A 26,579-nucleotide genomic window follows, 5' to 3' on the forward strand; every position below is an offset into this window, starting at 1 on the left:
AGTACATACATCAGAAACATCAGGTGGAATTTTTTGTTAGGCTAATGGTTTCAGTTTCGTCACTCTCACTTGCAGAAGTTAAAATCACTAATAATGATACTATAACTAAAAAACCGCCGATAATAATATTGAGGGTAATTTTTTCTGATAAAATCATGACTGAAGAAAATACGGTCACAACAGGTTCTAGTATTGAAACAAGTGCAGCCGAGGAAGGTCCTATCTTCTCCAAGCCACTAAAAAATGACCAAAAAGCAAGTACTGTAGAAATCAGTGCAATCATTACTACCGCAGAGATTCCTTTGATGTTTTGTGGGGCTGAAAACCCTGAAGTAAAATTCACAATTCCATAAACAATCGATGCTCCAAGCATAATAAATGCCGATGATTGAACTTCCATTCCCGCTTTTATTACTTTTGAACTAATTAGTATATATCCTGAATAAACAACCGCTGATGCAACTGATAGAATAATACCAATAGAGTTCGCAGAACCTTTTGCTCCAATAATTACAACTGCACCTGTTAATGCAAAACCAAGTGCCAATATTTTTCGAAATGTAATCTTTTCTTTCAAAAATAAGGCAGAGCCTATCATTACCATCACAGGATAGGTATATAACAAAAGAGAGACAACACTTGCTGAAGCAAAATTAAGTGCTGTAAAATAACAAAAAGATTGTCCAGTGTATCCGACAGCACCCATTAGCAAAAAGATTAATATTTCTTTTTTTGATGGAAATACAAGCCTCTTCATCAATATTAGTAAAAACATAAAAATTGCTGCTACTGAAAAACGAAGAAAAAGCAACGTTAAAGTACTTGTATTCGCAGTATACGCTATTTTAGCAAATACAGGCATAAGTCCAAAAGAAACTGCTGAGATTGCAACAAGGACCACGCCTTCTATCTTGTTTATATATTGCATTTTAACTATCTCCCTTTGCTGTATGTTACAATTCTATACGATTTGAAACAATGAGACATAAAGTTTAGCATGAAGCTGTTCTTTCCAGCATATCCTATGACTGTATAATGATGCTTGCATCACCTTATAAGGCTCTACAAAAACGAATGAGATTGGAGTAATCATATGAACCGCCAAAGATTGATGTGCTTTTCGACACTTGCAGAGACTCTGAATTTCTCAAGGGCCGCGGAATGCATGTTTATTTCTCAGCCTGCGTTCAGCAGACAAATCGCAAATCTGGAGAAGGAACTGGGGTGCATTTTACTCAAGCGCAATACTCATAAGGTCGAGCTTACACCCGAGGGGGAAACCTGTCTGCAATTCGTCAACTCGGTGCTGCGTGAATATGACAAGCTCATTGAGGCTGCAAACAGGGCGAGCAACGAAATATCGGGAACCATTTTGATCGGGTACGCCGGCCGGAGCCATATAGAGCTCGTTTTCGAAGGGCTTCGGGACCTTCACGCGCGGTACCCGCATATCAAGGCCCGCATATGCTGCAATCACATTGAAGGGCTGAAAAGGGGGCTTCGTTCCGGGGAATACGATGTAATCATCCTGTTCGAGCCGTGCATCGAGGGTGACAACGATATAGAGTGGATAACGCTTGCAAGGTCGCAATTTGACGCGGTGTTGCCCCAACATCACCCTCTGGCCAATAACAAAAGTATACCGTTAAGCGCCCTGAAAAACGAACGCTTTGTGTCCTCTATCCGTGAAACCGCACCGCAAATCTACGATACGCGTTTAAAGCTCTGTGCCCAGGCCGGGTTTGTGCCAAATATTGTCGAACATGTAAAAAACGCCCAGGCCGCCACCATCTCTGTGGGGGCGCTTGGCCTGGTAACTCTGTTACCCAAGGCAGCTGTAGACCCGTGCACACCGGGCATCAGTATTGTGCCTCTTCAGGGGCTGGAGGGTTCTTTTAATATCATACTGGCATGGCGTAAAGGCGAACAAAACCCGTGCATCCCACTTTTCTGCCGTATTCTCAAGGGGTAGAGCGCCACTGTCCATTGGAATAGCAGCGTTTGGTTATAACAAAACAGCATAATACTTCCCCGGTAATGCGCAGTTTGGCATTTCCAATATCAACGGCATTGTTTTATATTTGTTAGCATAGTTTGATAGCTGTCAAATCGTTGATAATATAAAGGAATCTTTTGTAATGAAGAAAAGCAGAATACCTACTCTTTTACTAAGCATTGTTATGCTGTTGAGTCTGGCAGCCTGTGGGCAGGAGTCAAAATCAGCATCGGGCCCCAGCGGCGAATACAGTACATCGGCAAAGGGCTTCGGTGGCGACGTAAACGTAACGGTTACGCTGGAAAACGGCGTGATTGTGGCCGTGACTGCGGAAGGCCCTTCTGAAACCGCTGGTGTAGGCTCCAACGCAATAGACCAGCTCCCGGATGCGATTGTGGCGGCTGGCAACGCGGATGTGGACGGCGTTTCCGGCGCTACCATGACGAGCAACGCCATTAAGACGGCGGTAAAGAAAGCCCTGAACGAAGCCCGTGGAACCGAACAGGAGGCGTTCGACGGATATACCGAAGGGACGTACACGGGCACGGCCCAGGGCAACAATGGTCCGCTGAAGGTTGAGGTCACGGTAAGTAAGGATAAAATTGAAAGCGTTGAGGTCGTTTCAAACAACGAGACGGCGCTTTTATCCGTGCCGGCTCTTGAGCGCATACCCTCCGAAATCGTGGAACACCAGACGCTGACGCTTGACGCCGTATCCGGCGCGACAGTCACCAGCAACGCAATCATAGCCGCCACAAAGAACGCTGTTCTTCAGGCAGGCGGCAACATGGCGTACCTTGATGCCAACGCATATGCCCCCGAAGCAGGCGATCCCATCGAGAAGGACGCCGAAGTGGTGGTCGTGGGCGCAGGCGGCGCAGGGTTATCGGCGGCCGTCACCGCTCTGCAGAACGGAGCAAGCGTCATACTCATTGAAAAAAATGCGACCCTGGGCGGCAATACACTGCAGAGCGGTTGTGGTTGGTGCTCCGTCAACCCAGAAGTTCAGGGGAAAGTAGAGACCAAGGCTGGCCAGATCGAAACGCTGCAGTCCTATCTTGAATTGAAGCCTGCGGATTACCCCGCAGTAGCCGACGTGCTTGAGGTTCTTCAGGGGCAGATCAGAGATTACCTTGCGGGCGATACGACTTATATGTTCGATTCGGTGGAGCTATTCATATTCCAGACCTACATCATGGGTACGCGTACGGGACTTGACGGCACTACAATTACAGGCAATGTCGATCTGATAAAAACGATGTGCACCCAAAGCGAGGATGCGCGCCAATGGATATACTCTTTCGACATTGATGAATTCAGGAATTACAACACTCCGATCGGCGGTCCCTGGCATCGCAGCCGCGAGCCGCAAAAGAATGAAACCGGGAAAAACGGACTGCCCATGCTTCAAGCGCTGGAAACCTATTTGCTGAATAACGGCGCCGAAATCATGTACGAAACCCGCGCAACCGATCTTATTACGAAAAAAGGAGCCGTTACGGGCGTTCTGGCCAAGAAAACGGACGGTACACCTGTTACGCTCCATGCCAAAAAGGCAGTAATCCTATGCACGGGCGGTTATGGAGCGAATTCCGAGATGGTGTTTAAACACAACAATTATTGGAAGGACCTTCCCGACGACCTGCTGACCACCAACTGCAAAACGAGCACCGGCGACGGAATCACCATGGCTGAAAAAATCGGCGCGCAGCTGACGGGCATGGGATTTGTACAGCTGATGCCGACCTCCAGCCCCGTAACAGGTGATACCTTCAAGAGTATGATCGAGCCGTATGACTTTATATTTGTAGACCCAACGGGCAATCGTTTCATTAACGAGATGGCGGAAGGCAGAGATACGCTTTCCGCGGCGGCGCTGTCCGTAGGCAGTTACTTCTATGTGATCATGGACCAGCAGATGATAGACAATGGAAACTATGATCAGTCCTGGTACGACGCAAAGGTAGATGCGGGTATTTTGGTGAAAGCGGACACGCTTGAAGAACTCGCCAAAAAAATCGACGTGGATTACAACGCGCTGCAAAAGACATTGAACAATTATAACGCGGCAGTAAAAAGCGGCGTGGACTCGTTGGGAAAAACCGAAATGGTACATACTTGCGAAGTCGGCCCGTTTTATGCGTGCCCAAGGCGCCCCGCCATCCATTACACCATGGGCGGCATAACTATCAACAGCAACGCCCAGGTGCTCGACACCGACGGCAACGTCATAAAAGGACTGTATGCCGCTGGTGAAACCACGGGAGGAATCCACGCTGGTAACCGTTGCGGAGGCAACGCGGTCGCGGATATATTCGTATTCGGCAGAATCGCGGGAAAGAATGCGGCGTCGCTAAAAAAATAGCCGATTTCCGCAGCTTTTACTGCAGCTTATGCCAGTATAAGAGGCCGCTTCGTATAACAATGTGCGAAGCGGTTTTTTCCATATACTTTTTTGCTGAAGCGAATATAACCAACAATTTCTGATGCCCATCAGGGCCTAAAGGATGCCATCCGGAAAGAGTTTACTGGCTGCAGCCAACGCTTGTAGATGTTAGGAAATATGCCAAGGAACATATGGAATAACTATCTGGCAAGCATTCTGACGCGATGGACAGGTTCTTTACACAATTGTCCGCTAAATAAGAAGAGTATTGCTGGATTTTTCGATATACGAAATTGGTAAAGGCTGTGAGAATTCTATTCATTTCAGGATTTCCCATTTCCCCGCTTTGGTCGGTCCTGTATGTCGAATTACGCCGTTCTTTCTCAAAATGTCCAGATGATATTTTACGCCGTCGGGAGTAATCTGTAAAATTCCGGAAAGTTCCTTACGGGTAATCGACGGTTTTTCCCGCATCATCTTAAGGATCATTTCTTGGGTAGTTTCTTGGGTAGTTTCTTGGGTAGTTTTATCTTTTCCTCGGCTGAAAGGGAAAACCACCCAGAGACCTGTCGACTCAAGATTTATTTCCGGGGTCGGAATTTTTGCTTCCCGGCAGACCGTTAGAATCCGTTCAATTCCGCGACCCCAGGCTTCAATTTCTCCGGCTCTAAAAAAAGCATTGGCGATATCCGGATTAAAGGGCTGGCTGGAATGTTTTCCAAGAAGGGTCTTTTTCGTCCAGCTCTCCGGCAGGGAACCTGTATTCCAGATCATCAGTTTTTCCTCATAAACACTGATCTGGATAGGAGAACCGGAAGAATAATCTTTATGAACCACGGCGTTAAGAAGTGCTTCCCGCAGAGCATCCTTCGGAACCGGAAGCTCTTCTACCCGCTGGATTCCTTCATAACGGATTCCGGCCTTCAAATATTTTGTTGTCAGAATTTCCAAGGTTTGATCAATCTGGGTAAACAGGCTGCCATGAATTTCATCCTGGTATAACAGATCTGTATTGGTTCTGAAAAAACCGATCTTAATATAAGCGCCGGTGACATACTGTTCGGGATCGGAATAAAACAGCATAAGAGCCGCTCGTTTAAGGTATTGTCCATCGAAAAGCCTGAGTTTCTCAATAAGGGACCTGTTTTTTTCATTCAAAACGGATTCATCCAAACGTCCGCTTTTCCGGGCCATTGTTCGAAACTGATCCAGCACCGAAGAATCCAGGTCTTCCGGCTTAACCTTCGGGATGGGAACCCCGTCCCAGGTTTTCCCCTGCCTTTTCAATAAAAACCGATCCAAAGCAGCGCCTTTCAGTTCCTGCTTTGTACTGCCGCTGCGGTAGTGATAGGTCCCTTTATAACTGATCGGATAGGGATAGGGTTCTACTTTGATGACAATGTAAGCCTTTCCATTCTCAGTTTTCAGATTTACATCGACAATAATTCCCAAAAGATCCCTGATTTTGTTCGGGAGATCTTCCATAAGCTTTTTTGCATTATGAAGACCGATAACGTTTCCTTTATCATCCTTACCAATATGCAGTTGCCCCCCAATAGCATTAGCAAACCCACAAATCCATTTGAGGTATTCATCATGCCAAGTTTCTTTGTATTCAAGGTTTTGGGATTCAGGGGTTGTCATGCTAGATTAATTCTCCTGCCTTACGGTGGCTTCGTAGTCCTGTTCGGCGCCGATGTAAAGGTGGGAAAGGATTTGGGTCATGATTCCTCCTTCAAGGCATCAAATACCATTAGCACATAAAACGAAAAAATAGATTCCTGATTTTCATCTATCCTTTTTTGCCAATTCGGTAAGTCTTCCGTCTTAACAATACACTCAAAAGTCCCATCAGTCTCTTGGTCTGGATCGGGATAAAAATCCTTATAATATGCTGAGCCCGTTTGTCAAACAGTTTTGCAAACTATTTAAGGTGGAACCTACCGGTATAATCTGACTATGCAGCAGCTTTAAGCTCCTTTTCCTGGAATGATATATACATCTCTTCCGGAGTCCTATAATCCAGGCCCTGATGAAATCTTCGGCTGTTGTAGAACCTGAAGTACCGGGTAAGTCCGGTTTTCAGTTCTCGCACTGATTCATAGGACTTCAAGTAAATATCTTCATACTTGAGAGTTCGCCAGAACCGTTCAACATAGATATTATCCCGCCAACGGCCCTGACCATCCATACTGATTTCTACACCTTCATCTTTCAGGATTTGAAGAAAGCCATAGGAGGTAAACTGACTTCCCTGGTCTGTATTGAAGATCGCAGGCGTGCCATAGTTTCTCAGGGCGTCCTTTAACGCTTCACAGCAGAACTCTGCATCCATAGTGAGTGAAATCCTCCAGCTTAAAACTTTACGGCTATAGAGATCCATAATGGCAACCAGATAAACATATCCTGTTTCAAGCTTCAGATAGGTAATATCGGTCGCCCAGACCTGATTGGGATATCTGATCCTCTTTCCTTTCAGCAGATATGGATAAACCGGATGCTCCTTCTTCGGGATGGATGTCAATTTCTTCGGTGACAGCGCTTTAAGGCCCAATTCTTTCATGAAACGGCGGACCCGTTTTACCGTAGAGACAATAGATTCATTGCCCAGTTCAAGCATCTGTTTACGGTAACCATAAAACGGATACTTTATAAACAACTCTTTCAGCTTGATCATTTCTTCTATATCAGCCCGTTGTGGGGCACGTTTTTTGTAGTAGTGGTGAGAACGACTTACACCAAGCAGTTCGCTTTGCCGAGCAATAGAGAGATGACGGTCAGAAGGATCAATCATTCGTAATCCTTTCCGTACAGTTGCTTGTACTTTTTTTTAACCATTCATTCTCGTATTTTGCTTGGCCAAGCTGTTTTATAGAGTTCCTGTTCACGCTTTTTCACCTCGTCAAGTTCCTGGTTCTTTTTGTTCTTACGCTCAAAAAGGGAACTCGCATTCTGTAGAAGTTGTTTCTTCCAGGCACTGATCTGGTTGGGATGGACTTCATACTCCTCTGCCAGCTCCTGCAGTGTTTTTTCTTCCTTCAGCGCTTCAAGAGCTACCTCGGCCTTGAACTCTTCATCAAACTTTCGTCTCACGTACTTCTCCTTGTATATGGTATCATACATCGGAGATTCCACCTTACTCCTTGTTAAAAACTGTTCGCAAATCTGGGCTCAGCATATAATGAGTAATTAGCTCTTTATAGGCACCAACAAATATACTGTCTTCTGTAAATCTGCTTTCCATTATAGTATGTATTTCACATAATGAATTTAGAGACTCTCTAAACAACCACCATAAGAGAAGATCAGTAGAATTTTCCGTATCAAGACCTAACTTTGAGGAAGACAAAATTTCTTTACTATTTCTTTTTAATTCACTTTCTGATAATTGTTGAAAACATACTTTATGCAGAAAGCCTTCAGCATTATCAATAGATATTTTCTCTTTAGTTGATATTTTTAAGGCAACTGTACGAATCGTATTTTCATCTTTCTCGGAAATCCTTTGTAATTCAGGACCAAGTTTACCAAAATATGATAACGAAACTAAAGCCTCGGGATATTCCTTTATATAGTTTATAACCCTCTTAACAAATGAATTCGGCTTATTTGAAGATAGATCTGATATAACTATCGGATCGCTGTAATCTTTTACTTGGTAAATTGATTTTACTTCTCCATTATTGATCACGGAAAAGTCTTCAATTCCCTCAGGACAAAAGATATTTGTTTTCCCCTCCGTTAATATTTTATAGAGAACGAATAATAATTGTTTTCGGTATCCTCGATAAACATGAGAGGCATCATCTACTTTCTGATTATTCGGCGAGACATTAGGCATCAGTCGATTCCACCCTCACTCCACCTTTAAATCTATGAATCTCCGATCTTTGAAGTTCCCTCAGTTAGCAACAGCTCCTTTCACTCATTTTTTTCCCTCTCCGCACGGGAAATCCAGATCAAAAACCTCAAGCTTCTTCCCTCCGCCGTCCCAGTCAAGGGTGCCTTTACACTGGTGACAGTACCAAATGGTCTTGAGATACTTTTTTTCAAGTAGCGGCGGGACACAGTCGGAAAAGGGTTTTACATCCGGATGGAGTTCCTTCATGAAGCGATACAGGCCCTTGGTCCCTTTCTTGCTGTTACATGACTTGCAGGCCCACACCTGGTTATGGATTCCCTGAATATGATCGCAGGTAGGACAACTATCATTGATGAGAAGCGATTTGGGAACGATATGTTCCCACTGAAGGTTTTCCGTGGAACCGCAATAAGCGCATTTCTTTTCGGATTCGGCAAACTGTTTGTCCTCCCGGAGGATATCGGACCATTTCATCTCGTTATCGCGCAGCTCGCGGAATTTTGTCTTGATAAACCCGTAGGCGTTCTTTTTTGAATCAGGCCCCATGGCGCTTTTTGCAATGATTTTGGCATACTGATAAAAAATGAGGTCACGTATCGTTTTTACTTCTCTGTCAGGCATGAAAGGCCTCCTGTAATAATTTCGTAAACTATGACTATATTCATCACTTCGCCTTCTCAATCATCCCGATCCATCCGCTGTAAAAGAACCGCGTCAAAAGTATCTTTATATCCCTTCCTCGACCAGCTGAAATTCTCCGTCTTTGAACCAGTTATCCGGCTTATGCTTCAAAAGTTCTCATAGTCGCTTTTATAGCCGTTGACAAGCACCGGTACATCAGAGGGCATGTCTTTTAAAATATTTATCAGTTCGTCCAAGCTTGTTGGATCCAGATTTTTTCTTTACCATTAACACCATCCCTTGCTCGTCTATGCCCGGCATGGACGCCGGGCGTCTTGGAGCGCAGGAATTTTAAGATCCCTCGACTTTTATTTATATCATAGTTTTTATAAATTTAGCATTTTTCTGTTGGATTCCTTGCACCTCTTACAAAAAGGCCCTACGGGGAAACCTCACCGGCAGTATCGTCGCGAAAATGGATCACTACCTCTTCACGGCTTCTTTTATGCCGCACCTTTAGATAGAGGGTCCTCGAACTACGGTCGTAGTACCAGCCACCGGCATCGTAATACTGGAACTGTCTGGTACCGTTCCATCTGATACCATACAATTCGATATAAGCAAACGGAGGCACGTTCTTAATCACCATATGATGGGTGGAGCCCGTCGGGAAAGAAAAGCTGATGGTATAGGCGTCCTGTGACCGGCTGGCCGAAATGCTTTGTGCAACGGTCCAGAGCGCGACATCGGAACCCAATTCCTTATAAAGAAAGGTATGCCTGGGATAATAGCGATTCTCCGCAAGAAGCGGATAGACCATTTCGGGAAGCAGGTAGCCCTCTTTCCGCTCCTTTTCGTTATTTCGTAAGGGACTCAGTGTTGCAGGCAACACGCCGTTCTCATCCGAAAGGGAAAGGACCGAAACCACCATTGTTCGCCCCAACTCTTCGAAGAGTGCTCTATTTTCCCCCCTACCAATCTCCTGAAGATAGTACCCGGCCTCCAATGTAGCCTTCACATCAACCTTGTCGTTATCAAAAAGAAAGAGACCGTCATCCGCACGCCTCAGTCGCGGCAGTAAGAGAGAATCTATCAGCCCATAAAGCTCTTCGTATCCGGGAAACCGTTCCGGGTAAAGATTGCCCACATCAACATAAACCTCCACCATACCCGCCAGCTGAAGCGCAGTCATCTTTTTCCCCTCGAAGGCATCGGTTTTAAAGCACTCGGAAACCTCCCGCAGCAGCGCTTTATCACCGGAAAAGAGTAGATATTCGGCAAGATGATCAACCTCGGAAAAGAGCGCCGGGTTGGAACTGCGTGCATAATTTCTTAATTTTGTATTGATTGTCGAGGCCTCTGCAGACCTCGCCTCATCCGTCATGACAAGGGACCCCACATAAGGGGCTGAAAGGTAGGTGACATTCTCTTCATGACGAGTGCTGATACCCTTTATCGCATTCAGATCAACGGTATCTCTGCGACGAAAGCCTTCGGCAACCATGCCAACCAAAGCAGACTCCTGAAACTGTCGACCGTCGTCGGGGCTGCTCCAGGTATCGCTTCCCGGATTGTATCGTCCGCTCTTCCAGCCCACATAGGCCTTTTCAAGATAATCACGCAGGTTTTTTTCATAACTGTCTCTGGAAACCGAAGGATTTCCCTGAAAAAACCAATAACGAACCGGATCTTCACCTGGATTTTGGAAAAAAACAAGACGGCTTCCCTCGGCCTCAAAGCTGATGGTACCATCCTCAGCAATATCACTTTGCTGCAAATCAATGAGCACCGATCCCTGCTCACGATCAAGAAGTCTTGCGGGAAGAAAATCCAGGGAAGAAAGCGTCCAATCGCTTTCCGGGGTAATAAGGGCACGACTAACACCACTCTCTTTCGGGAAAAGGGCCTGAATCATAAGGAGCGGATCACTATTTTCCCGGAGAGATGAACTAATTTCCAGGGTAAGTCCCTCTTTGTACTCAACACGAATCTTTTGTTGTTCACCAATAACCTCAGCAAGGGTGAGGATTTTTGGTTCCGCCGCATCACCGATGTAACCGAACACCTGGCTGTCGAGATCGATGGTGCTGCCGAAAAGTTTCAACGTGGCAGATACCCCTCCGCCACTTCTGGTGCCCGATACCGCGGCCTGAGATACCTGATAACTGAACCCCTGTCGGGCCCCGGAGGTTTCAAGATGAATAAAGGCTCCGGTGAGCAGAAGATAGATCACCGGTATAAGGTAGTAGTGAAATCCCAGCTTTGTCTTCATTTCAGATGATTGTATCAATGAGGCCCGCCCTGTTCAACCTTGTCTTAAACACCCCGCGGCGGGTATAGTACGAGGAATGAAACCGATAATCCGAATGATGGAGGCGGCCCTTGCCGCCATCGCGATGTTGCTTCTTTTTTCTCTCTTTATTACCGCTTGTGCAGGTACAAAAGAGGCGGAAAAAGCGGTCCAACCTGAGGTGGAGATCCCTCCTTACGAAAGTATCAGCTCCCTCCTCGTAGCAGGAAAGCCCGAAGAGGCCTTGGAAGCCTTTGAAAAAGCCTATGCCAATGATCCCGATTCATTTGAAACCGCGTTGCTTCGCTCAGGGCTTTTAGTAAGTATCGGTAAAACCGATGAGGCAAAAGAGGCCCTGAAAACGGCTCTCGAAAAAGAACCTGATAACCCCGATGCTCTATTCACCGGAGCCTTGATTGCCGGACTTGACGGTGAGCGAAACCAGGAAAAAGCATTGCTGGAATCCGTTGTGGAAAAGGCTCCTGACCATGGCAGAGCCCTTGCCGCCCTGGGTGAGTTGTACATGGAAGATAAGGAATACGATAAGGCCGAAGACTCCTTTGAAAAAAGTATCGAAGCGGAACCGGATAATTTCGTTGCACGGGCAGGCTACGGAAACCTGCTACTGAGGCAGAAAAAATATGAAGAGTCCGTCGAACAGCTCGACAAGGCGGTAGAAGCGTTTCCCAATTACCCCTTTTCCTATGTGGACAGGGGCAAGGCAAAGGCGGGGCTGGGAGATACACAGGATGCAATCACCGATCTAAGCAAGGCGATAGAACTCGACCCCGAGCACTACTGGCATTATATCGACCGGGGTAAACTTTATTTGTATCGAGGTGAAATAGAAAGGGCCAAAGCCGATTTTACCTCTGCAAAGAAGATTGATCCCGATTACTTTCTCTCCTACGTCTACCTCGCAGGGATCAACAGTGACGAGAAAAATTGGTCCGGAGCCCTTGCCAACTACAAGGCTACGATGGAACGGCGTCCCGATTACTACTACGCCTATGAACCGGCGGCCACAGCGGCTTTTCTTTCGGAGGATTATACCTGGGCCGCAGAAATGTATCAGAAAGCCTACGAAAACGAGCCTGATGAACACGGCTACGCCCTTATGCATGGGATCAGTTTGTTTGAAGCGGGAAAAGAACAAGAGGCAAAAGCGTATTTTAGAGAAAAGATGGGAACGCTGCCCCGGGATACCTATTACTATGATATTGCACGGACTTTTGTCGAACGGGGATATGACGGCTATCTTGTTTCAAAGTTGAATCTGGAAAAGCAAATGCCCTTGAAAATCAGGGCCTATTTCTACCTTGGCCTCTTCTACCGCTGGGCCGGAAGCGATACCCTGGCAAACCGTTATCTCGGAGAGGTCAGGGACAATGCTCTCTTCGGAATGTTCGAAACCGAAATTGCCGAAAATCTGCTTGAAAAGGAAGGACCTTCTGAAGATGCAAAGAATTGACGAAAGCGATACCATCACGCGACTACAGTTTGAAGAAAAAGAGATTATCCTCCTCGGTACGGCCCATGTCTCCAGAGAAAGCGTCGATGAGGTTCGAGGAACCATCGAGGCAGAATCCCCAGATCATGTTTGTGTAGAGATCGATGCCGGTCGCTATCGCTCTATGACCGAGGGGCAGAACTGGCAAAGCACGAGTATCGGAAGCGTGCTGCGCCAGCGCCGGGGCTTTCTTCTTCTTGCAAACCTTGCCCTTGCCTCCTTCCAGCGTAAGCTTGGAAGCGAGCTGGGAAACAAACCGGGAGAGGAGATGATGGCGGCTATCGAGGCAGCAAAATCGGTGGGTGCCGATTTTAGCTTCTGCGACCGAGAAATCCAGGTAACCCTCCGCAGGGCCTGGGCAAAAAGCTCCTTTTGGAACAAAAATAAGATGATTGCCAGCCTTTTCGGATCCGTTTTCGGTTCGGAAAAACTGAGTGAAGAAGAGATAGAACAGCTAAAGCGGAAAAACGCACTGGAAGAGATGATGGGAGAGCTGGCCGAGTATCTTCCTTCGGTCAAGGAAGTTCTTATAGATGAGCGGGACCGCTATCTTGCAACAAAAATTTTTGAAGCACCGGGAAAGAAAATCATTGCGGTTATCGGTGCAGGCCATGCGGAAGGAATCGTTCGCATCCTGGACGGACTCGCCAAGGGAACTATGGACCGCGACCTTTCCTCGATCGAAGAGGTACCTCCTCCAGCGAAGATAACAAAGGCCCTGCCGTGGATCATCCCGGCAATCGTTATCGCAATCATCGCCTACGGCTTCGTTCACTCTGGTTTTGACCAGGGGATCGAGATGTTCGGCTACTGGGTTGCCGTCAACGGAGCCCTGGCCGGCCTTGGAGCAATCATCTCCCTGGCCCATCCGATTACCATTCTGGTGACCATAGCGGCAGCCCCCTTTACGAGCCTCAATCCGACCATCGGCGTCGGCATCGTCTCGGGCATTCTGGAAGGAGCTTTACGAAAGCCGCGGGTTGTCGACTTTGAACACCTTCATGACGATATTCTTTCGGTAAAAGGCTTTTTTCGGAACCGTTTTACCCACGCCCTGATTGTCTTCTTCCTCACCAGTATCGGAAGTTCGATCGGCACCTTTGTGGCCTTTCCCTTTTTACTGAGCCTTCTCCACTAAGGCTTGGCGGCCCCAGCCTTGAATATTGCTTTGACAGCCTCACCGATGGTGGCAACCCGAACCTCGCCGCCATCGGAACGGGACTTCCCCTTTCCTGTCGATTCCGGACCGACAAAACGCTGAAAGCCCAACTCAGCGGCACTTTTACGTCTACGGTCCATGTGCCCGGTGGGGCGAATCTCACCGGCAAGACTAACCTCACCGGCAACGGTAAGCCCCTTTGGTATGGCAATCCCGGTCCTCGCCGAGTAGAGTGCCATGGCCAAAGGCAACTCTATTCCCACTTCGCTGATCTTCATCCCCCCCGCAACATTGACGTAGATATCCTGATCGGAAAAACGTAAGGAAAGATGGCGTTCAAGCACAGCCGCAATTCTGCTCACCCTGCCCGGATCAATGCGGTCCGAATAGACACGGCTGTAGCCTCCCTTTGCAGGAACCGTCAGAGCCTGGAGCTCAACCATGAGGACCCGACTCCCCTCATAAACAGGTGCCGCAGCAATGCCCGGAGGGATCTCGCCCCCCCGCCGTACCAGGAATATTTCCCCGGGATCTACGACCTGGTGGAGACCGTCGGCCTCCATGGAAAAAAGTCCCAGTTCATCCACCGATCCAAAGCGGTTCTTTGTCGAGCGAACAATGCGCAGGCCGCCATCGGCAAGGTCGAAATAAAGGACCGTATCCACCATGTGTTCGATTACCTTTGGTCCGGCTATCGATCCTTCCTTGGTCACATGGGCCACCAGAAAAAAAGCAGAATCCTCTTCCCGGGCCCAATCGATCAATTCGTGGCAACCATACTTCAGCTGATTCACCGTACCGGGGACCTGTCCCGCCTCCTGGCTGATAAGGGTCTGGATCGAGTCCATCACCACCAGTTGGGGACGTGTCTTACGGAGAACCGACATGATGCGGTCAAGGTCGGATTCACAAAGAAGATCAACGGCGGAGGCATCAAGGCCCAGGCGATCGGAACGCATCTTAATCTGGGCGGCCGACTCCTCACCGCTGATATAAAGGGCTCTGGTACCTGGAAGGGCCGAGGCCACAAGCTGCATCATCAGGGTTGATTTCCCAATACCCGGCTCTCCACCAATGAGAACGGCAGAACCACGCATCACCCCTCCGCCGAGAACGCGGTCCAGCTCCGCAATCCCGGAAGAAAAGCGAAAACCTTCGGTCGCCGCTACCTGGTCCAGAGCAATCTCCGATGCCGGTAGCTTTCTTGTTTTTTCGTGAGCCTTGCTTCCTCCACTGCTCACGCTGCTGCTTTCCTCCCGAAAGGTGTTCCAGCCTCCACAGGAGGGACACCGCCCCAACCATTTCGGCTCCTGATGGCCGCATTGTTCACAGGTAAAGAGGGTCCGCTTTTTTGCCATTGTTGCTGCTCCTTTCTTGCACCGTCGTTCCGGCAGGTATAGTATCATACCATGGTACGGAAAAAGAACGACAGAGCGATCGGGACCGGCTTTGTGCCCCAAGAATATCTCCGGGAAGGAGAGGATGAGTATCGATTTAGGAATGCCGGAGGCCTATCCCGCTCCTACCGTGCCCTTTCGGCCCGGGAAGTGGAAATTCTCGTGCGAAACGGCAATTGTGCCGACGACTGGAACGCCATTCTTGTCGCCGAGGGGTTCAACCCCGAGCGAGTGGAACGGTGTACCTTCCACGGCAAGATCAGAATCGGAGCCCTCGAGGAGGGGTACCTCGAATATCACGATCTCAAGCTTCCAATCGGTATCAGGGATTCGGTAATCATCTCCTCGGACATTGGCGACAACGTGGCCATCAGGAACCTCGGTTACCTCGCTTTTTACATTATCGAAGATCAGGTGATCCTTATGAGTATCGAGGAGATGGTCACCACAAATCACGCAAAGTTCGGAAACGGCATCGTCATGGAAGGAGAAGATCCCAATGTAAGGATCCGGCTCGAGATAGGAAACGAGAATGGCAAACGGGCGATCTATCCCTTCGACGGCATGCTCTCCGCCGATGCCTACCTCTGGTCCCGCTTTCGTGATAACCAGCCACTGGTAAAAGCCTTTGAAGCCATGACAGATGCCGCCTTTGAGCATCGCCGGGGCACCTACGGAAGAATAGGTACCGGATCGGTCATAAAAAGTTGCAGGATCCTCAAGGACATTAAGATTGGCGAGGGAGCCTACATCAAGGGTGCAAACAAGTTAAAAAACCTCACCGTCAACAGTAGCGCAGCGTACCCAAGCCAGATTGGTGAGGGAGTGGAGCTGGTAAACGGTATCATCGGTTATGGTTGCCACGTCTTCTACGGCGTAAAGGCTGTCCGCTTCATTCTTGCAAACCATTCAAATTTGAAGTACGGGGCACGACTTATCAACAGCTATCTCGGTGAAAATTCAACCATAAGCTGTTGCGAGGTTCTCAATGCCCTGATTTTTCCGGGCCACGAGCAGCATCACAACAACAGCTTTCTCTGTGCAGCCACGGTCCTCGGCCAATCCAATATCGCCGCCGGGGCAACCATCGGCTCAAACCATAACAGCAGAGGTCCGGACGGAGAGCTCTTCGCCGGAAGAGGATTCTGGCCGGCTCTTGCGACAAGTCTAAAACATAACAGCAAATTTGCAAGCTATACCCTCCTGGCAAAGGGCGCTTACCCGGCAGAGTTACATATTCCGCTTCCCTTTACGCTGGTTTCAAACAACGAAGCAAGGGGAAGGATCGAAATGATGCCTGGTTACTGGTTCCGCTACAACATGTATGCCCTTGCAAGAAACTCCTGGAAGTACGGAGTCAGGGACAAGCGGAAGGACCCGGACCAGAAGATTGAATTTGACTTCCTCGCTCCGGACACGGCCGAAGAGATGCGAAAAGCTCTTTCTCTTCTGGAAATCTGGGCGGGATTATATATTGATAATATCAGCATATCATCTGATGACAATATCAAAACATCACTGCTCGATTACACCTTTGCTTTTCATTCCCTGCCGGAAATACCTCCGGGATTGCGGTCCATTGCAGCTCGGGGCGCAGCTTGGTTCGAAAGCCAGAAGGAGGCGGCCGACGAGATCCCTGTTCCCGCTTACGGCATCGAAAAGAGCAAAAGAGATACGATCATCATACGAGCTTTCACAGGGCGTCGCTGGTACAGGGAGATGATACTGCTCTACGGCATGGAACAACTGGCGGCCTTCTGCTCGCGGCACAGGCTCTCCCTTTCGGACGGAATCGCCATTTTGGAAAAAAAGGCCGCAGGGGCCCAGACCGTGTGGCACAATATCGGCGGACAACTCATAAGTGATGCCCAAATGCGGAAACTCCAATCAGATATCGTCAGCGGCGATATCGATAGCTGGTACGGGCTCCACCAACGTTACCGAGAACTTGGAATAAGCTACCCCGATGAAAAAGCGGCCCATGCTTTCTCTCTCTTCAGGACGTTCTATTCCGGTCCCATTGAAGACGCTCTTGATCGGGCGGCTGAAATCCGTGAGCTCATTGCCCGGAATACACGGCAAAGCAGAGAGAAGGATTACCAAAACAACTTCAGGAAAATGGCTTACGGCTCACAGGAAGAGATGTATGCGGTGCTTGGAACCATTGAGGACGACTCTTTTATCAAAAACATAGAAGAGAAGGCCGTAAGCTTTAGAAAAGAGCTGGGGCGCTTAAAAAAGGGTATCTCGGTTACTGATAATATCGAATAGCCGTTCAAGATCGTCCATCGAGTAGTAGGCGATCTCGATCTTTCCTTTTTTGAGGCTACCACGAATAGTTACCTTGGTTCCCAGGGCATCGAGAAATTTCTGCTCTATAGAACGCAGTTCCGGTGCTCGGTTGGCAGGATTCTTCTCCTCTTTCTGCTCCGTCGCCCGCATGCCTTTGTTTAAAGCAGAAGCCTGATCCTCGGTCTCCCTGACCGAAAGCCCGTGCTGAAGGATTCTTCCGTAGAGAATCCGCTGATCCGCCGGATTAAGGACCGACAGGATGGCCCGGGCATGCCCTGCTGTCAATTCTCCCTTTACCAGAGAATCCTGGACATCTTCCGGCAACTTTAATAAACGAAGACTATTGGCAACCGTCGAACGCTTCTTCCCAACCTTCTTGGCAACCGCATCCTGGCTCAAATTCATCGCTTCCATGAGGTGACGATAGGCCTGAGCCTCCTCAATAGGATTCAGATCCTCCCGCTGTACATTTTCTACCAAAGAGATTTCCAGCTTATCCTCTTCGCTGAAAGCGCGAATAATAACCGGAATCTCGTTCAGGCCGGCAAGGCGAGCCGCCCTGAAACGCCGTTCTCCCGCTACAATGGTATGAAGGCCGTGCTCCGACTCCTCATCCACGATAATCGGCTGTATGACTCCCTGGTTCCTAATCGAATCTGCAAGCTCCCGCAACGCTTCCTCATCGAAATGCTTTCGAGGCTGATCGGGATTGGTGCGGATCTTCCGCAAAGGGAGGCTTGAGACATCCCCTTTGAGCTCTTCAGGAAGCTCCAGAGAATCATCAGCCTGATGAATAAGGGCCTCAATGCCTCGGCCCAGGGCTTTTTTAGACACGATGAATCACCTCCTGGGCAAGTTTTTGATAGCTTTTCGCACCAATACAACTCGTATCATACTGGTTGATCGGAACGCCATGGCTCGGTGCCTCGGAAAGACGTACGTTACGGGGAATAATGGTTTTGAACACCTTCTCCTTAAAATAACCTGCAACCTCCTGAACCACTTCATTGGCTAATTTTGTTCTGGAGTCATACATGGTGAAAAAGATGCCGCCTATACCCAACTTGGGATTCAAAGACTTCTGAACCCGCCGAATCGACTGTAACAGAAGACTTAGGCCCTCAAGGGCAAAATATTCGCACTGCAAAGGAATAAAAACATGAGAAGCCGCTGTCAGCCCATTGAGGGTCAATAAACCAAGGCTGGGAGGGCAATCAATAAAGATATAATCAAACTCCAGCTTTGAGGCGGCAAAGGCATTCCGAAGGAAAAACTCCCGATCCTTCTCTTCAATCAATTCGACATTGGCACCGGTAAGATCAATGTTGGACGGGACGACAAAGAGGTTCCGCACCGTCGTCTCCTGAACGGTTTCATCCAAAGGGCTTGTACCCATGAGAACATCATAGGCCCCCGATCGTTCCTTATCTGCACCAACGCTGCTGGACAAATTTCCCTGGGGATCAAAATCGACCAGAAGAACTTTTTTACCGGCCTCGGCTACATAAGCCCCGATATTAACGGCCGAAGTCGTCTTTCCGACACCGCCCTTTTGATTTGCATACGCAATAATCTTACCGCTCATGAAAGGGATTATACATGAAAACGTCGGTGTAGGAAACTCCTCTTGACTTTATCCTACTGAAACACTACGTTATCATAAGCATATATGCAAGGAGATTTCCATGGAACTGGAACTTGAAGGAAAGGTAAAAAAGGCCATTCAAGATATCCGACCTTCGTTGCAAGCAGATGGTGGCGATATTGAATTGGTTACGGTAGGAGAAAACGGGAAGGTCTCCGTTCGACTCACCGGGGCTTGTAATGGTTGCCCGATGGCCCAAATCACCCTAAAGCAGGGTGTGGAGCGCTATCTGAAAGAGACCATCCCCGAAATCAAATCGGTGGATGCCGTCTAATCTGCTTTTACGTCTCAAAAGCCCGGTCGAAACACTTAAAAGCGGCGGGCTTTTTTTATATCCTTTTACTTTGAAAATAGTATAATCTGGTATAAGCTAAATATATAAACTTTATCAGGTAAGTGACCGATAGAATATCTAAAGGACTTCACATGATAACAACCAGGCTTAAGCGGGAACGAGTGGAATCTCTGATTCGTGCCATTCCAAAAACAGAAATACACCTCCACCTCGAAGGTATGGCTGGTGTGGAAACCGTTTGGAAACTAAAAGAAAAAAATCATCTTGATTTTCCCGGTATTACCACCCATGAAGAGTTGGTGCGCCGTTTCCAGGTCGAAAGCCTTGATGAGTTTATCGATCTTTTTATCAATGTAATACAAAACTGCTTTCAAGAAGAAGAGGATATCGCTTATCTGATAGACGATGCCAGCCGCTACCTTATCGAAAACAATATCTCCTATGCTGAAATATTTTTTGCTCCGAGCAAGTTCGTCCAAAATGGGTTTAGCTTTTCTCGCATCGCAGACCTTTTAGACGAGGGAGCGGCAAAACTGAAAGCAGAAAAGCAGATCGAGGTGAAATTCATCATCGATGTTTCCAGAAGCTTTGGAAAAGAAAATGCCATGCGGAATTTGAATCTGACCCTTTCCAATCCGAAATCGTCGATCATCGGAATCGGGCTTGGCGGGGCTGAAAGCCAAGGGCCTGCTCTGGATTATATTGATGTTTTTACCCAAGCAAAAACGGCTGGTTTACATGTTGTCGCTCATGCTGGTGAAGATGTCGGACCGGAGTCCGTATGGAGCGCTGTGCAAGACCTGGATGTGGAAAGGATTGGTCATGGCATCAGTTCAATACAGGATCCAAAACTGATGAAACTGCTTGCCGATCGCCAGATTCCACTTGAAGTTTGCCCGACCAGTAATGTCTTCACTAGAAAATATGTCAGTGCCTATGAGCAACATCCGATTAGGCCTTTTTATGAACAAGGTTTGTACGTCACCCTTAATACCGATGATCCTTCGATTTTCGGTGTTGAGCTTGTAGAAGAGTATTATAAAATGTATGAGCACGGTCTGTTTTCGATTCAGGAACTTATCGCCATCATGAAAAACGGGATCTACGCAACCTTCCTTTCCAAAGAAGAACAGGATAGGCTTTGGAATAATGCAGAGAAAGCAATAGCATCGTTTCCCGACCAGGATGTCCTGAAGGGGTAGTTGCTTTACCTAGTGTCCGGAATCGTGGTGGAAAATGAATAAAATCTCCTTTTCTCGTAGTTACTTATAGTAAGAACAATACGAAAAAGGAGTTTCCCATGTTCCATCCCCCCTTCTGCCCCAACCCCCATTGCCTCAACCACTTCTCTCCAAAAGGCCACTGGTTCTTTAGAACAGGTTCCTACTCTACCCAAACCTCTCCCCGCATCCAAAAGTTCAAATGCAAAACCTGCCACCTCTCCTTCTCCACTCGCACCTTCAGCATCGACTACTGGACCCATTTCCACCTCCCCTACACAACCATCCTCTCTCACCTCGTCACCAGCTCCGGTATCAGAGACCTCTCCCGTATCCTTAAGGTCTCATGCTCCACCATCTCAGACCGTATCCGTCGCCTTTCCCACCAGTGCCTTGCCTCTTCTGCTTCCCTCACCTCAGACATGAACCTCCACGAAGACCTGGTCGCAGACGGCTTTGAAAGCTTCGTCTGTTCCCAGTACCTCCCCAACAACATCCACATCATGGCAGGAAAAGACTCCCAGTTCTGGTTCCTCTCCGACTATGCACAGCTGACCAGAAAGGGACGTATGACCTGGTATCAGAAGAAGAAAAACAGGGTGATCAAGGAGAAGCTAAAGGTCTATAGAGGAAGTGTTTATCAGTCGTTTCAGAATGTCGTGGCAAAGGTGCTTGCCCTGACCGAGCAATCGGAGAGGGATAGGGTGAAGTTGTATACCGATGAGCATACGCAATACAAAAGGGTGATGAGGGGACTACCGGAAGGGGTGGCAGGAATGATAGAGCACCACAGGATCAGTTCGAAGAGGGTTCGGGATCTGTGTAATCCCCTCTTTAGTGTGAATTATCTTGACAGGGAGATACGGAAGGATGACTCGGATCATGTGAGGCAGACGGTCCAGTTTGCAAGGAGTACGGTGAACATGCTGGAGCGGCTTGAGATCTACCGGTATTATCACAACTTTATGAAGCCCTATCGGGTTGGGGGAAAGGATGAGAAGCGGGGGCAGACACATGGGGTGGTGGCTGGGATAGAGGGGAAGAGGATAGCGTCCGAGCTGAGGACTCTTTACAGTAGGCGGAGGTTTTTCTTACGGAATCAGCCTATGAATCGGAGTGGGAGGGAGCTGTGGGTCAGGTGTATTCCTACACCCTTACGGTGGATGATTGACTATTTGCCCTCTTATGCATGGGCTTAAAGGTAAAGGAATCACCACGATTCCGGACAGTAGATAAAAAAACGCCCCATCTCTGGGGCGCATTGTTTCACGTGAAACACTTTTTTATGCTTGAGGCTGATCCTCTTCCTCATCTTTATCATTCATGACACGAGCAACATCCACCACTACATCAGGAGCAGTAATGGTAACGATATTTACGCCCTGTGCGGTCTTTCCCTGAACAGGAACATCTGAAACATGTAACTTTATGGTATTTCCCTGACTTGTGATACAGACAAGATCGTCTTCCTCCAAAACGGAAAGAACTCCAACGATTTCACCGCTTCTTTCACTTGTCTTATAAGCTATTTGTCCCCGTGTACCTCTTCCATGAAGAGAAAAGTGATCATATTCCACCCTCTTCCCCAGTCCATTCTCACTAAGAAGGAGCATCTTCTCGTTATCCTCGACACGGAGGATACCGGCAAGCTCGTCATCTGATTGAAGTCGTATCCCGGTAACTCCCCGGCTGGCACGCCCCATGGCACGCACTTGATCCTCATGAAAACGAAGAGCATTTCCATTACGGCTGACAATAACAATTTCACTGTCTCCTCGGGTAAGAACCGCGGTAATTAATGTATCTCCGTTATCAAGTTTTATGGCGATAATTCCACGTGTCCTAGCATTACGGAAATCACTGGTTTTTACCTTTTTGACAATACCCCTGGCCGTTGCCATGAAAAGATAATGTTCCTCGCTGAATTCCTGCAAACTCACAATAGTGGTAATATCCTCATTTGCAGATATTTCAAGAAGGGCTTTTATGTGAGTCCCACGACTTGCCCGACTGCCTTCGGGGATCTCATGAACCTTCATCCAGTAGGCTTTCCCTTCATTTGTAACAAAAAGGATATAATCGTGCGTACTGGCGATGAAAAGGTGCTTAATGAAATCTTCGTTGATCAGTTTTGCAGAAGAAGAGCCCTTTCCTCCCCGCCCCTGGTTTCGATAACTGGAAACGGGAACACGTTTGATAAAGCCTTTATTGGAGACCAGCACGACCATATCCTCTTTTTGGATAAGATCTTCGATGTTGATCTCCTCTACCTCATCGGCAACTATCTCGGTTTTTCGGTCATCTCCGTACTTCTGGGCGATCTCCTCCGTTTCATCACGGACAACACCCAATATTTTCTGCTCACTGGAAAGAAGGTCCTTGAGATAGGCAATAAGGGCGAGAACTTCACGAAGTTCTTCTTCGATCTTTTTTGTTTCAAGGCTGGTCAGTTTCTGAAGCCGCATATCAAGAATAGCCTGAGACTGCCGCTCGGAAAGTTTAAAACGCTCCATCAAACGTTCACGAGCCTGATTAACATCATTACTTGATTTGATGATCTGAACCACTTCATCAATGTTATCAAGAGCAATTTTTAAACCTTCGAGGATATGAGCCCTTTCTTCAGCCTTTTTCAGATCATAACGGGTACGCCTGGTAACGACCTCAACCCTATGACGGACAAAATAGTGGACCAACTCCTTTAGGTTGAGCTGCTTTGGCATACCGTCGACCAAGGCAAGGTTGGTAACATTGAAATTCTGCTGCAACGCCGTGTGGCTGAAAAGCTGATTCAACACAACCTTGGGCACCGTTCCCCGTTTCAGTTCTATAACAATACGCATTCCATCGCGGTCCGATTCGTCCCGTAGATCGGAAATGCCGTCGATTCTCTTCTCTTTTACCAGATCGGCAATCTTAACAATAAGGTTCGCTTTATTGACTGCATAGGGAATCTCGGTCACGATGATCCGATCCTTCCCGCTTTTGGTTGTTTCAATAACAAACTTAGACCGAACGGTAATTTTACCCTTTCCCGTTCGAAATGCTTGTTTAATGCCCCTTCTTCCGAAGATGATACCACCGGTCGGAAAATCAGGCCCCTTGATGTATTTCATCAAATCATCAATGGAGATATTGGCATCGTTGATGTAGGCAACTATTGCCGCACACACCTCGCGTAGGTTGTGGGGAGCCATATTCGTTGCCATACCAACGGCAATTCCGCTTGCACCATTGGTAAGCAAATAGGGAAAGGCCCCAGGAAGAACCAGAGGTTCTTGCATCGAATCATCGTAGTTGGGACCGTAATCGACGGTTTCTTTCTTGATGTCCTTGAGCATCTCCTCCGCGACACGGTCCATCTTCGCTTCCGTATATCGCATTGCCGCCGGAGGATCACCATCAACCGATCCAAAGTTACCCTGAGGCCTAACCACCGGATAGCGCATGGAAAAATCCTGGGCAAGCCGAACCAGGGCATCATAAATCGACTGGTCGCCATGAGGATGGTATTTACCAAGAACATCTCCGACAATACGTCCACACTTTTTAAAGGCTCTATCCGATCGAAGACCCATCTCATTCATCGAATAAAGGATACGACGATGAACAGGTTTTAAGCCGTCCCGTACATCAGGTAGGGCACGGCTGACGATGACGGACATCGCGTAATTGAGGTAAGATCCCCTAACCTCTTCTTCTATTGAAATAGGAATTACTTGTCCCTTTATCTCTTCCACTCGAGCAACCCTTATCCTTCTAACTATATCACTATGCTATATATCGAGGTTCGATACCATCAGAGCATTATCTTCAATGAACTTTCTTCTGGGCTCGACATCCTCACCCATCAATGTAGAAAATATCTGATCTGCTTCAACAGCATCTTCAAGTCGCACCTGCATAATTTTTCTTGAATCCGGATCCATAGTTGTTTCCCACAGCTGATTCGGATTCATCTCACCGAGACCCTTATACCGCTGAATAGCAACCTTTTCAGTCTCCTCGGCAAACAGAGATTTCATGATCTTCTCACGATCCCTTTCATCATATGCGTAGGTAATTGACTTTCCCAATTGCATCTTATAAAGAGGAGGCATTGCAATATAGACATACCCCCGCTCGACCAGTTCCGGCATATAGCGAAAGAAAAAGGTGAGGAGCAAGGTTCTGATATGGCTCCCGTCGACATCGGCATCCGCCATGATGATCACCTTATGATATCGAACCTTACTAATGTCAAACTCTTTTCCGGCCCCTGCTCCCAGTGTCGCAATGATAGGTTGCAGCTTGTCGTTGGTGAGCACCTTGTCGGCCCTGGTCTTTTCAACATTTAACATCTTTCCCCAAAGGGGCAATATGGCCTGAAACTGACGGTCCCTGCCCTGTTTTGCACTGCCGCCGGCGCTGTCTCCCTCAACGATATACACTTCGCTTTTGGAAGGATCTTTCTCGGCGCAATCGGCAAGCTTTCCAGGAAGACTTGAACTCTCTAAGGCACTTTTGCGGCGGGTAAGATCCCGAGCCTTCCTCGCTGCGATACGAGCACGAGCCGCCATGGTAATCTTTTCGAGGATCTTTTCTATCAGCTTGGGATTCTCCTCAAAATAGTAAGTCAAATGCTCGGCAACAAGAGATTCGACAACACCCCGTACCTCGGAGTTCCCCAACTTGGCCTTTGTTTGCCCTTCAAACTGGGGATCGGGAACCTTCACGGAAACCACGGCGGTCAGACCTTCCCTGACATCATCACCGGAAAAGGTTTCGTCCATTTTTTTGGCAAACTTTGATTTTTTCAGAAAATCATTGAAGGTCCTGGTAAGGGCCGTTTTAAAGCCGACAAGATGGGTTCCGCCTTCCCTTGTGTTGATATTATTGACAAAAGAGAAGATATTCTCGCTGTATCCCTCGTTATATTCAAGGGCACACTCCAGATCGATACCGTCACGGATTCCCTCGAAGTAAATCGGCTCCTTGTGAATCGGCTTTTTGCTTTCGCTTAAGAAACTAACGAAGCTTTTTACACCGCCCTCAAACTGGAACTCTTTCGTCTTCTTCTGGGGAAGGCGCTCATCTTCTATGATGATCCTGATGCCCTTATTTAAAAAAGCAAGTTCCCGAAGACGACGGGAAAGGACATCAAAACTAAATTCCACCGTTTCAAAGATCTCACCATCCGGCTTAAATCGAGTAATCGTACCGTGACGCGTGGTCTCACCTACAGTGGCGACATCTTTCTCGGGATTTCCCCGATCATATTTTTGATAAAAAATAGAGCCATCACGATGAACAAATACGTCACACCACTCGGATAATGCGTTTACGACGGAAACACCAACACCGTGGAGCCCTCCGGATACCTTATAGGTATCCTTATTGAACTTTCCACCGGCATGGAGCTTTGTCATGACAATTTCGAGGGCGCTCACACCCTCTTCTTTGTGGAGATCGGTTGGAATTCCTCGTCCGTTGTCTTCAACACGGATGATGTTTCCCTTTTCAATGACAACCAAAATTTCGTCGCAAAAACCGGCAAGAGCCTCGTCAATGCTGTTGTCAACAATCTCATAAACTAAATGATGCAGCCCTTCAGGACCGGTAGAGCCAATGTACATTCCCGGCCTTTTTCGAACTGCATCCAACCCTTTTAACACTTGAATGTTCTGGGCAGAATAACTGTTTTGCATGTATGATACCTGCGTGAATCTGATAGAGAATAGCTAAGTATACCCTCTTCCACATAAAAAGTAAACGCCTTGCAAACTCCAGGGGGCTGCGCTAAAATAAACCTTTCTACTAAACTTCATTGATATATGATCTAAGTGTTGATAAACTGTGGATAAATTATGGAAAGAGTCAGTTGGATAGGTAACAGCAGACCACTTTTGTGTATAGTTGTTTCTCTA

The 26,579-nt window shown here is 47.7% G+C and carries 19 protein-coding genes and 1 pseudogene; 8 read left to right on the plus strand and 12 right to left on the minus strand.

All coding sequences use genetic code 11. The features are described 5' to 3' along the window. Nucleotides 1–19 precede the first annotated feature (19 nt). Entirely contained in the window at nt 20–928 is a 909-nt protein-coding gene (locus SPIRS_RS21565) for a DMT family transporter (protein WP_013256816.1), read from the minus strand. 165 nt (nt 929–1,093) lie between these two features. Between SPIRS_RS21565 and SPIRS_RS21570 the strand changes: the two genes are divergently transcribed. Continuing rightward, entirely contained in the window at nt 1,094–1,972 is an 879-nt protein-coding gene (locus SPIRS_RS21570; RefSeq protein WP_013256817.1) for a LysR family transcriptional regulator, read from the plus strand. Between the two features lie 166 nt (nt 1,973–2,138). Then, nucleotides 2,139–4,361: an FAD-binding protein gene (locus SPIRS_RS21575; protein ID WP_013256818.1), complete on the plus strand. Its 2,223-nt coding sequence runs from the start codon at nt 2,139–2,141 to the stop codon at nt 4,359–4,361. Between the two features lie 339 nt (nt 4,362–4,700). Here SPIRS_RS21575 and SPIRS_RS21580 read toward each other — a convergent pair whose 3' ends face one another. The 6 genes and pseudogenes from SPIRS_RS21580 to SPIRS_RS21605 all read right to left on the minus strand — a co-directional run bounded on the left by SPIRS_RS21580 (nt 4,701) and on the right by SPIRS_RS21605 (nt 11,155). Further along, nucleotides 4,701–6,026 (minus strand): ATP-binding protein, encoded by a 1,326-nt coding sequence (locus SPIRS_RS21580; protein WP_013256819.1) that lies wholly within the window; start codon nt 6,024–6,026, stop codon nt 4,701–4,703. A gap of 313 nt (nt 6,027–6,339) precedes the next feature. After that, nucleotides 6,340–7,179: pseudogene (locus SPIRS_RS21585) on the minus strand (IS3 family transposase); the annotation flags it as partial. Between the two features lie 41 nt (nt 7,180–7,220). Further along, nucleotides 7,221–7,475 carry a transposase gene (locus SPIRS_RS22935; protein WP_407635908.1) on the minus strand — a complete coding sequence of 85 codons (255 nt, stop codon included), beginning with the start codon at nt 7,473–7,475 and terminating at the stop codon, nt 7,221–7,223. 43 nt (nt 7,476–7,518) lie between these two features. Next, nucleotides 7,519–8,223: a hypothetical protein gene (locus SPIRS_RS21595; protein WP_013256822.1), complete on the minus strand. Its 705-nt coding sequence runs from the start codon at nt 8,221–8,223 to the stop codon at nt 7,519–7,521. Nucleotides 8,224–8,307: 84 nt separating this feature from the next. Next, on the minus strand, nt 8,308–8,865 hold the full coding sequence (locus SPIRS_RS21600) for an HNH endonuclease (RefSeq protein ID WP_013256823.1): 558 nt from the start codon (nt 8,863–8,865) through the stop codon (nt 8,308–8,310). A 439-nt stretch (nt 8,866–9,304) separates the two neighbouring features. After that, nucleotides 9,305–11,155: a hypothetical protein gene (locus SPIRS_RS21605; RefSeq protein ID WP_245537652.1), complete on the minus strand. Its 1,851-nt coding sequence runs from the start codon at nt 11,153–11,155 to the stop codon at nt 9,305–9,307. A 58-nt stretch (nt 11,156–11,213) separates the two neighbouring features. Between SPIRS_RS21605 and SPIRS_RS21610 the strand changes: the two genes are divergently transcribed. Further along, nucleotides 11,214–12,626: a tetratricopeptide repeat protein gene (locus SPIRS_RS21610; protein WP_245537653.1), complete on the plus strand. Its 1,413-nt coding sequence runs from the start codon at nt 11,214–11,216 to the stop codon at nt 12,624–12,626. Then, nucleotides 12,613–13,803 (plus strand): TraB/GumN family protein, encoded by a 1,191-nt coding sequence (locus tag SPIRS_RS21615; protein WP_013256826.1) that lies wholly within the window; start codon nt 12,613–12,615, stop codon nt 13,801–13,803. The genes SPIRS_RS21610 and SPIRS_RS21615 overlap by 14 nt, the downstream gene beginning before the upstream one ends. Here SPIRS_RS21615 and radA read toward each other — a convergent pair. Continuing rightward, nucleotides 13,800–15,182 (minus strand): DNA repair protein RadA, encoded by a 1,383-nt coding sequence (gene radA / locus SPIRS_RS21620; protein WP_013256827.1) that lies wholly within the window; start codon nt 15,180–15,182, stop codon nt 13,800–13,802. The two genes, SPIRS_RS21615 and radA, sit on opposite strands and share 4 nt — an antisense overlap. 51 nt (nt 15,183–15,233) lie before the next feature. On the opposite strand from radA, the gene SPIRS_RS21625 reads away from it, so the two are divergent. Further along, nucleotides 15,234–17,492, plus strand: a complete 2,259-nt coding sequence (locus tag SPIRS_RS21625; RefSeq protein WP_013256828.1) for a DUF4954 family protein — start codon at nt 15,234–15,236, stop codon at nt 17,490–17,492. Here the strand turns inward: SPIRS_RS21625 and SPIRS_RS21630 are convergent. Together SPIRS_RS21630 and SPIRS_RS21635 are read right to left on the minus strand one after the other, a co-directional pair. Continuing rightward, nucleotides 17,454–18,347 carry a ParB/RepB/Spo0J family partition protein gene (locus tag SPIRS_RS21630; protein WP_013256829.1) on the minus strand — a complete coding sequence of 298 codons (894 nt, stop codon included), beginning with the start codon at nt 18,345–18,347 and terminating at the stop codon, nt 17,454–17,456. The genes SPIRS_RS21625 and SPIRS_RS21630 overlap by 39 nt on opposite strands. After that, entirely contained in the window at nt 18,340–19,098 is a 759-nt protein-coding gene (locus SPIRS_RS21635; protein WP_013256830.1) for a ParA family protein, read from the minus strand. The genes SPIRS_RS21630 and SPIRS_RS21635 overlap by 8 nt, the downstream gene beginning before the upstream one ends. Nucleotides 19,099–19,198: 100 nt before the next feature. Between SPIRS_RS21635 and SPIRS_RS21640 the strand changes: the two genes are divergently transcribed. From SPIRS_RS21640 to SPIRS_RS21650, 3 genes are all read left to right on the plus strand, one after another. Next, a complete protein-coding gene (locus SPIRS_RS21640) occupies nt 19,199–19,432 on the plus strand; it encodes a NifU family protein (RefSeq protein ID WP_013256831.1) in 234 nt (77 codons plus the stop codon). Nucleotides 19,433–19,584: 152 nt separating this feature from the next. Next, a complete protein-coding gene (gene add / locus SPIRS_RS21645; RefSeq protein WP_013256832.1) occupies nt 19,585–20,655 on the plus strand; it encodes an adenosine deaminase in 1,071 nt (356 codons plus the stop codon). Between the two features lie 98 nt (nt 20,656–20,753). Further along, the gene (locus SPIRS_RS21650; RefSeq protein ID WP_013256833.1) at nt 20,754–21,872 is read left to right on the plus strand and encodes a hypothetical protein; all 1,119 of its coding nucleotides are present in this window, start codon (nt 20,754–20,756) and stop codon (nt 21,870–21,872) included. An 84-nt stretch (nt 21,873–21,956) separates the two neighbouring features. On the opposite strand, the gene gyrA is transcribed toward SPIRS_RS21650, so the two are convergent. Together gyrA and gyrB are read right to left on the minus strand one after the other, a co-directional pair. Beyond that, on the minus strand, nt 21,957–24,413 hold the full coding sequence (gene gyrA, locus SPIRS_RS21655; protein WP_013256834.1) for a DNA topoisomerase (ATP-hydrolyzing) subunit A: 2,457 nt from the start codon (nt 24,411–24,413) through the stop codon (nt 21,957–21,959). A gap of 36 nt (nt 24,414–24,449) precedes the next feature. Further along, nucleotides 24,450–26,360, minus strand: coding sequence for a DNA topoisomerase (ATP-hydrolyzing) subunit B (gyrB, locus tag SPIRS_RS21660; protein WP_013256835.1), 1,911 nt, complete (start codon nt 26,358–26,360; stop codon nt 24,450–24,452). Nucleotides 26,361–26,579 lie beyond the last annotated feature (219 nt).

This window comes from Sediminispirochaeta smaragdinae DSM 11293 (assembly GCF_000143985.1).
Lineage (GTDB): Bacteria > Spirochaetota > Spirochaetia > DSM-16054 > Sediminispirochaetaceae > Sediminispirochaeta > Sediminispirochaeta smaragdinae.

What these genes read in the sequence shown, in the direction of transcription:
- radA (WP_013256827.1), bottom strand. Translation starts at nt 15,182, where the DNA reads ATGGCAAAAAAGCGGACCCTCTTTACCTGTGAACAATGCGGCCATCAG.
- gyrB (WP_013256835.1), bottom strand. Translation starts at nt 26,360, where the DNA reads ATGCAAAACAGTTATTCTGCCCAGAACATTCAAGTGTTAAAAGGGTTG.
- SPIRS_RS21625 (WP_013256828.1), top strand. Translation starts at nt 15,234, where the DNA reads ATGGTACGGAAAAAGAACGACAGAGCGATCGGGACCGGCTTTGTGCCC.
- SPIRS_RS21610 (WP_245537653.1), top strand. Translation starts at nt 11,214, where the DNA reads ATGAAACCGATAATCCGAATGATGGAGGCGGCCCTTGCCGCCATCGCG.
- SPIRS_RS21600 (WP_013256823.1), bottom strand. Translation starts at nt 8,865, where the DNA reads ATGCCTGACAGAGAAGTAAAAACGATACGTGACCTCATTTTTTATCAG.
- SPIRS_RS21635 (WP_013256830.1), bottom strand. Translation starts at nt 19,098, where the DNA reads ATGAGCGGTAAGATTATTGCGTATGCAAATCAAAAGGGCGGTGTCGGA.
- SPIRS_RS21575 (WP_013256818.1), top strand. Translation starts at nt 2,139, where the DNA reads ATGAAGAAAAGCAGAATACCTACTCTTTTACTAAGCATTGTTATGCTG.
- SPIRS_RS21615 (WP_013256826.1), top strand. Translation starts at nt 12,613, where the DNA reads ATGCAAAGAATTGACGAAAGCGATACCATCACGCGACTACAGTTTGAA.
- SPIRS_RS21595 (WP_013256822.1), bottom strand. Translation starts at nt 8,223, where the DNA reads ATGCCTAATGTCTCGCCGAATAATCAGAAAGTAGATGATGCCTCTCAT.
- SPIRS_RS21580 (WP_013256819.1), bottom strand. Translation starts at nt 6,026, where the DNA reads ATGACAACCCCTGAATCCCAAAACCTTGAATACAAAGAAACTTGGCAT.
- SPIRS_RS21570 (WP_013256817.1), top strand. Translation starts at nt 1,094, where the DNA reads ATGAACCGCCAAAGATTGATGTGCTTTTCGACACTTGCAGAGACTCTG.
- add (WP_013256832.1), top strand. Translation starts at nt 19,585, where the DNA reads ATGATAACAACCAGGCTTAAGCGGGAACGAGTGGAATCTCTGATTCGT.
- SPIRS_RS21650 (WP_013256833.1), top strand. Translation starts at nt 20,754, where the DNA reads ATGTTCCATCCCCCCTTCTGCCCCAACCCCCATTGCCTCAACCACTTC.
- SPIRS_RS21640 (WP_013256831.1), top strand. Translation starts at nt 19,199, where the DNA reads ATGGAACTGGAACTTGAAGGAAAGGTAAAAAAGGCCATTCAAGATATC.
- SPIRS_RS21565 (WP_013256816.1), bottom strand. Translation starts at nt 928, where the DNA reads ATGCAATATATAAACAAGATAGAAGGCGTGGTCCTTGTTGCAATCTCA.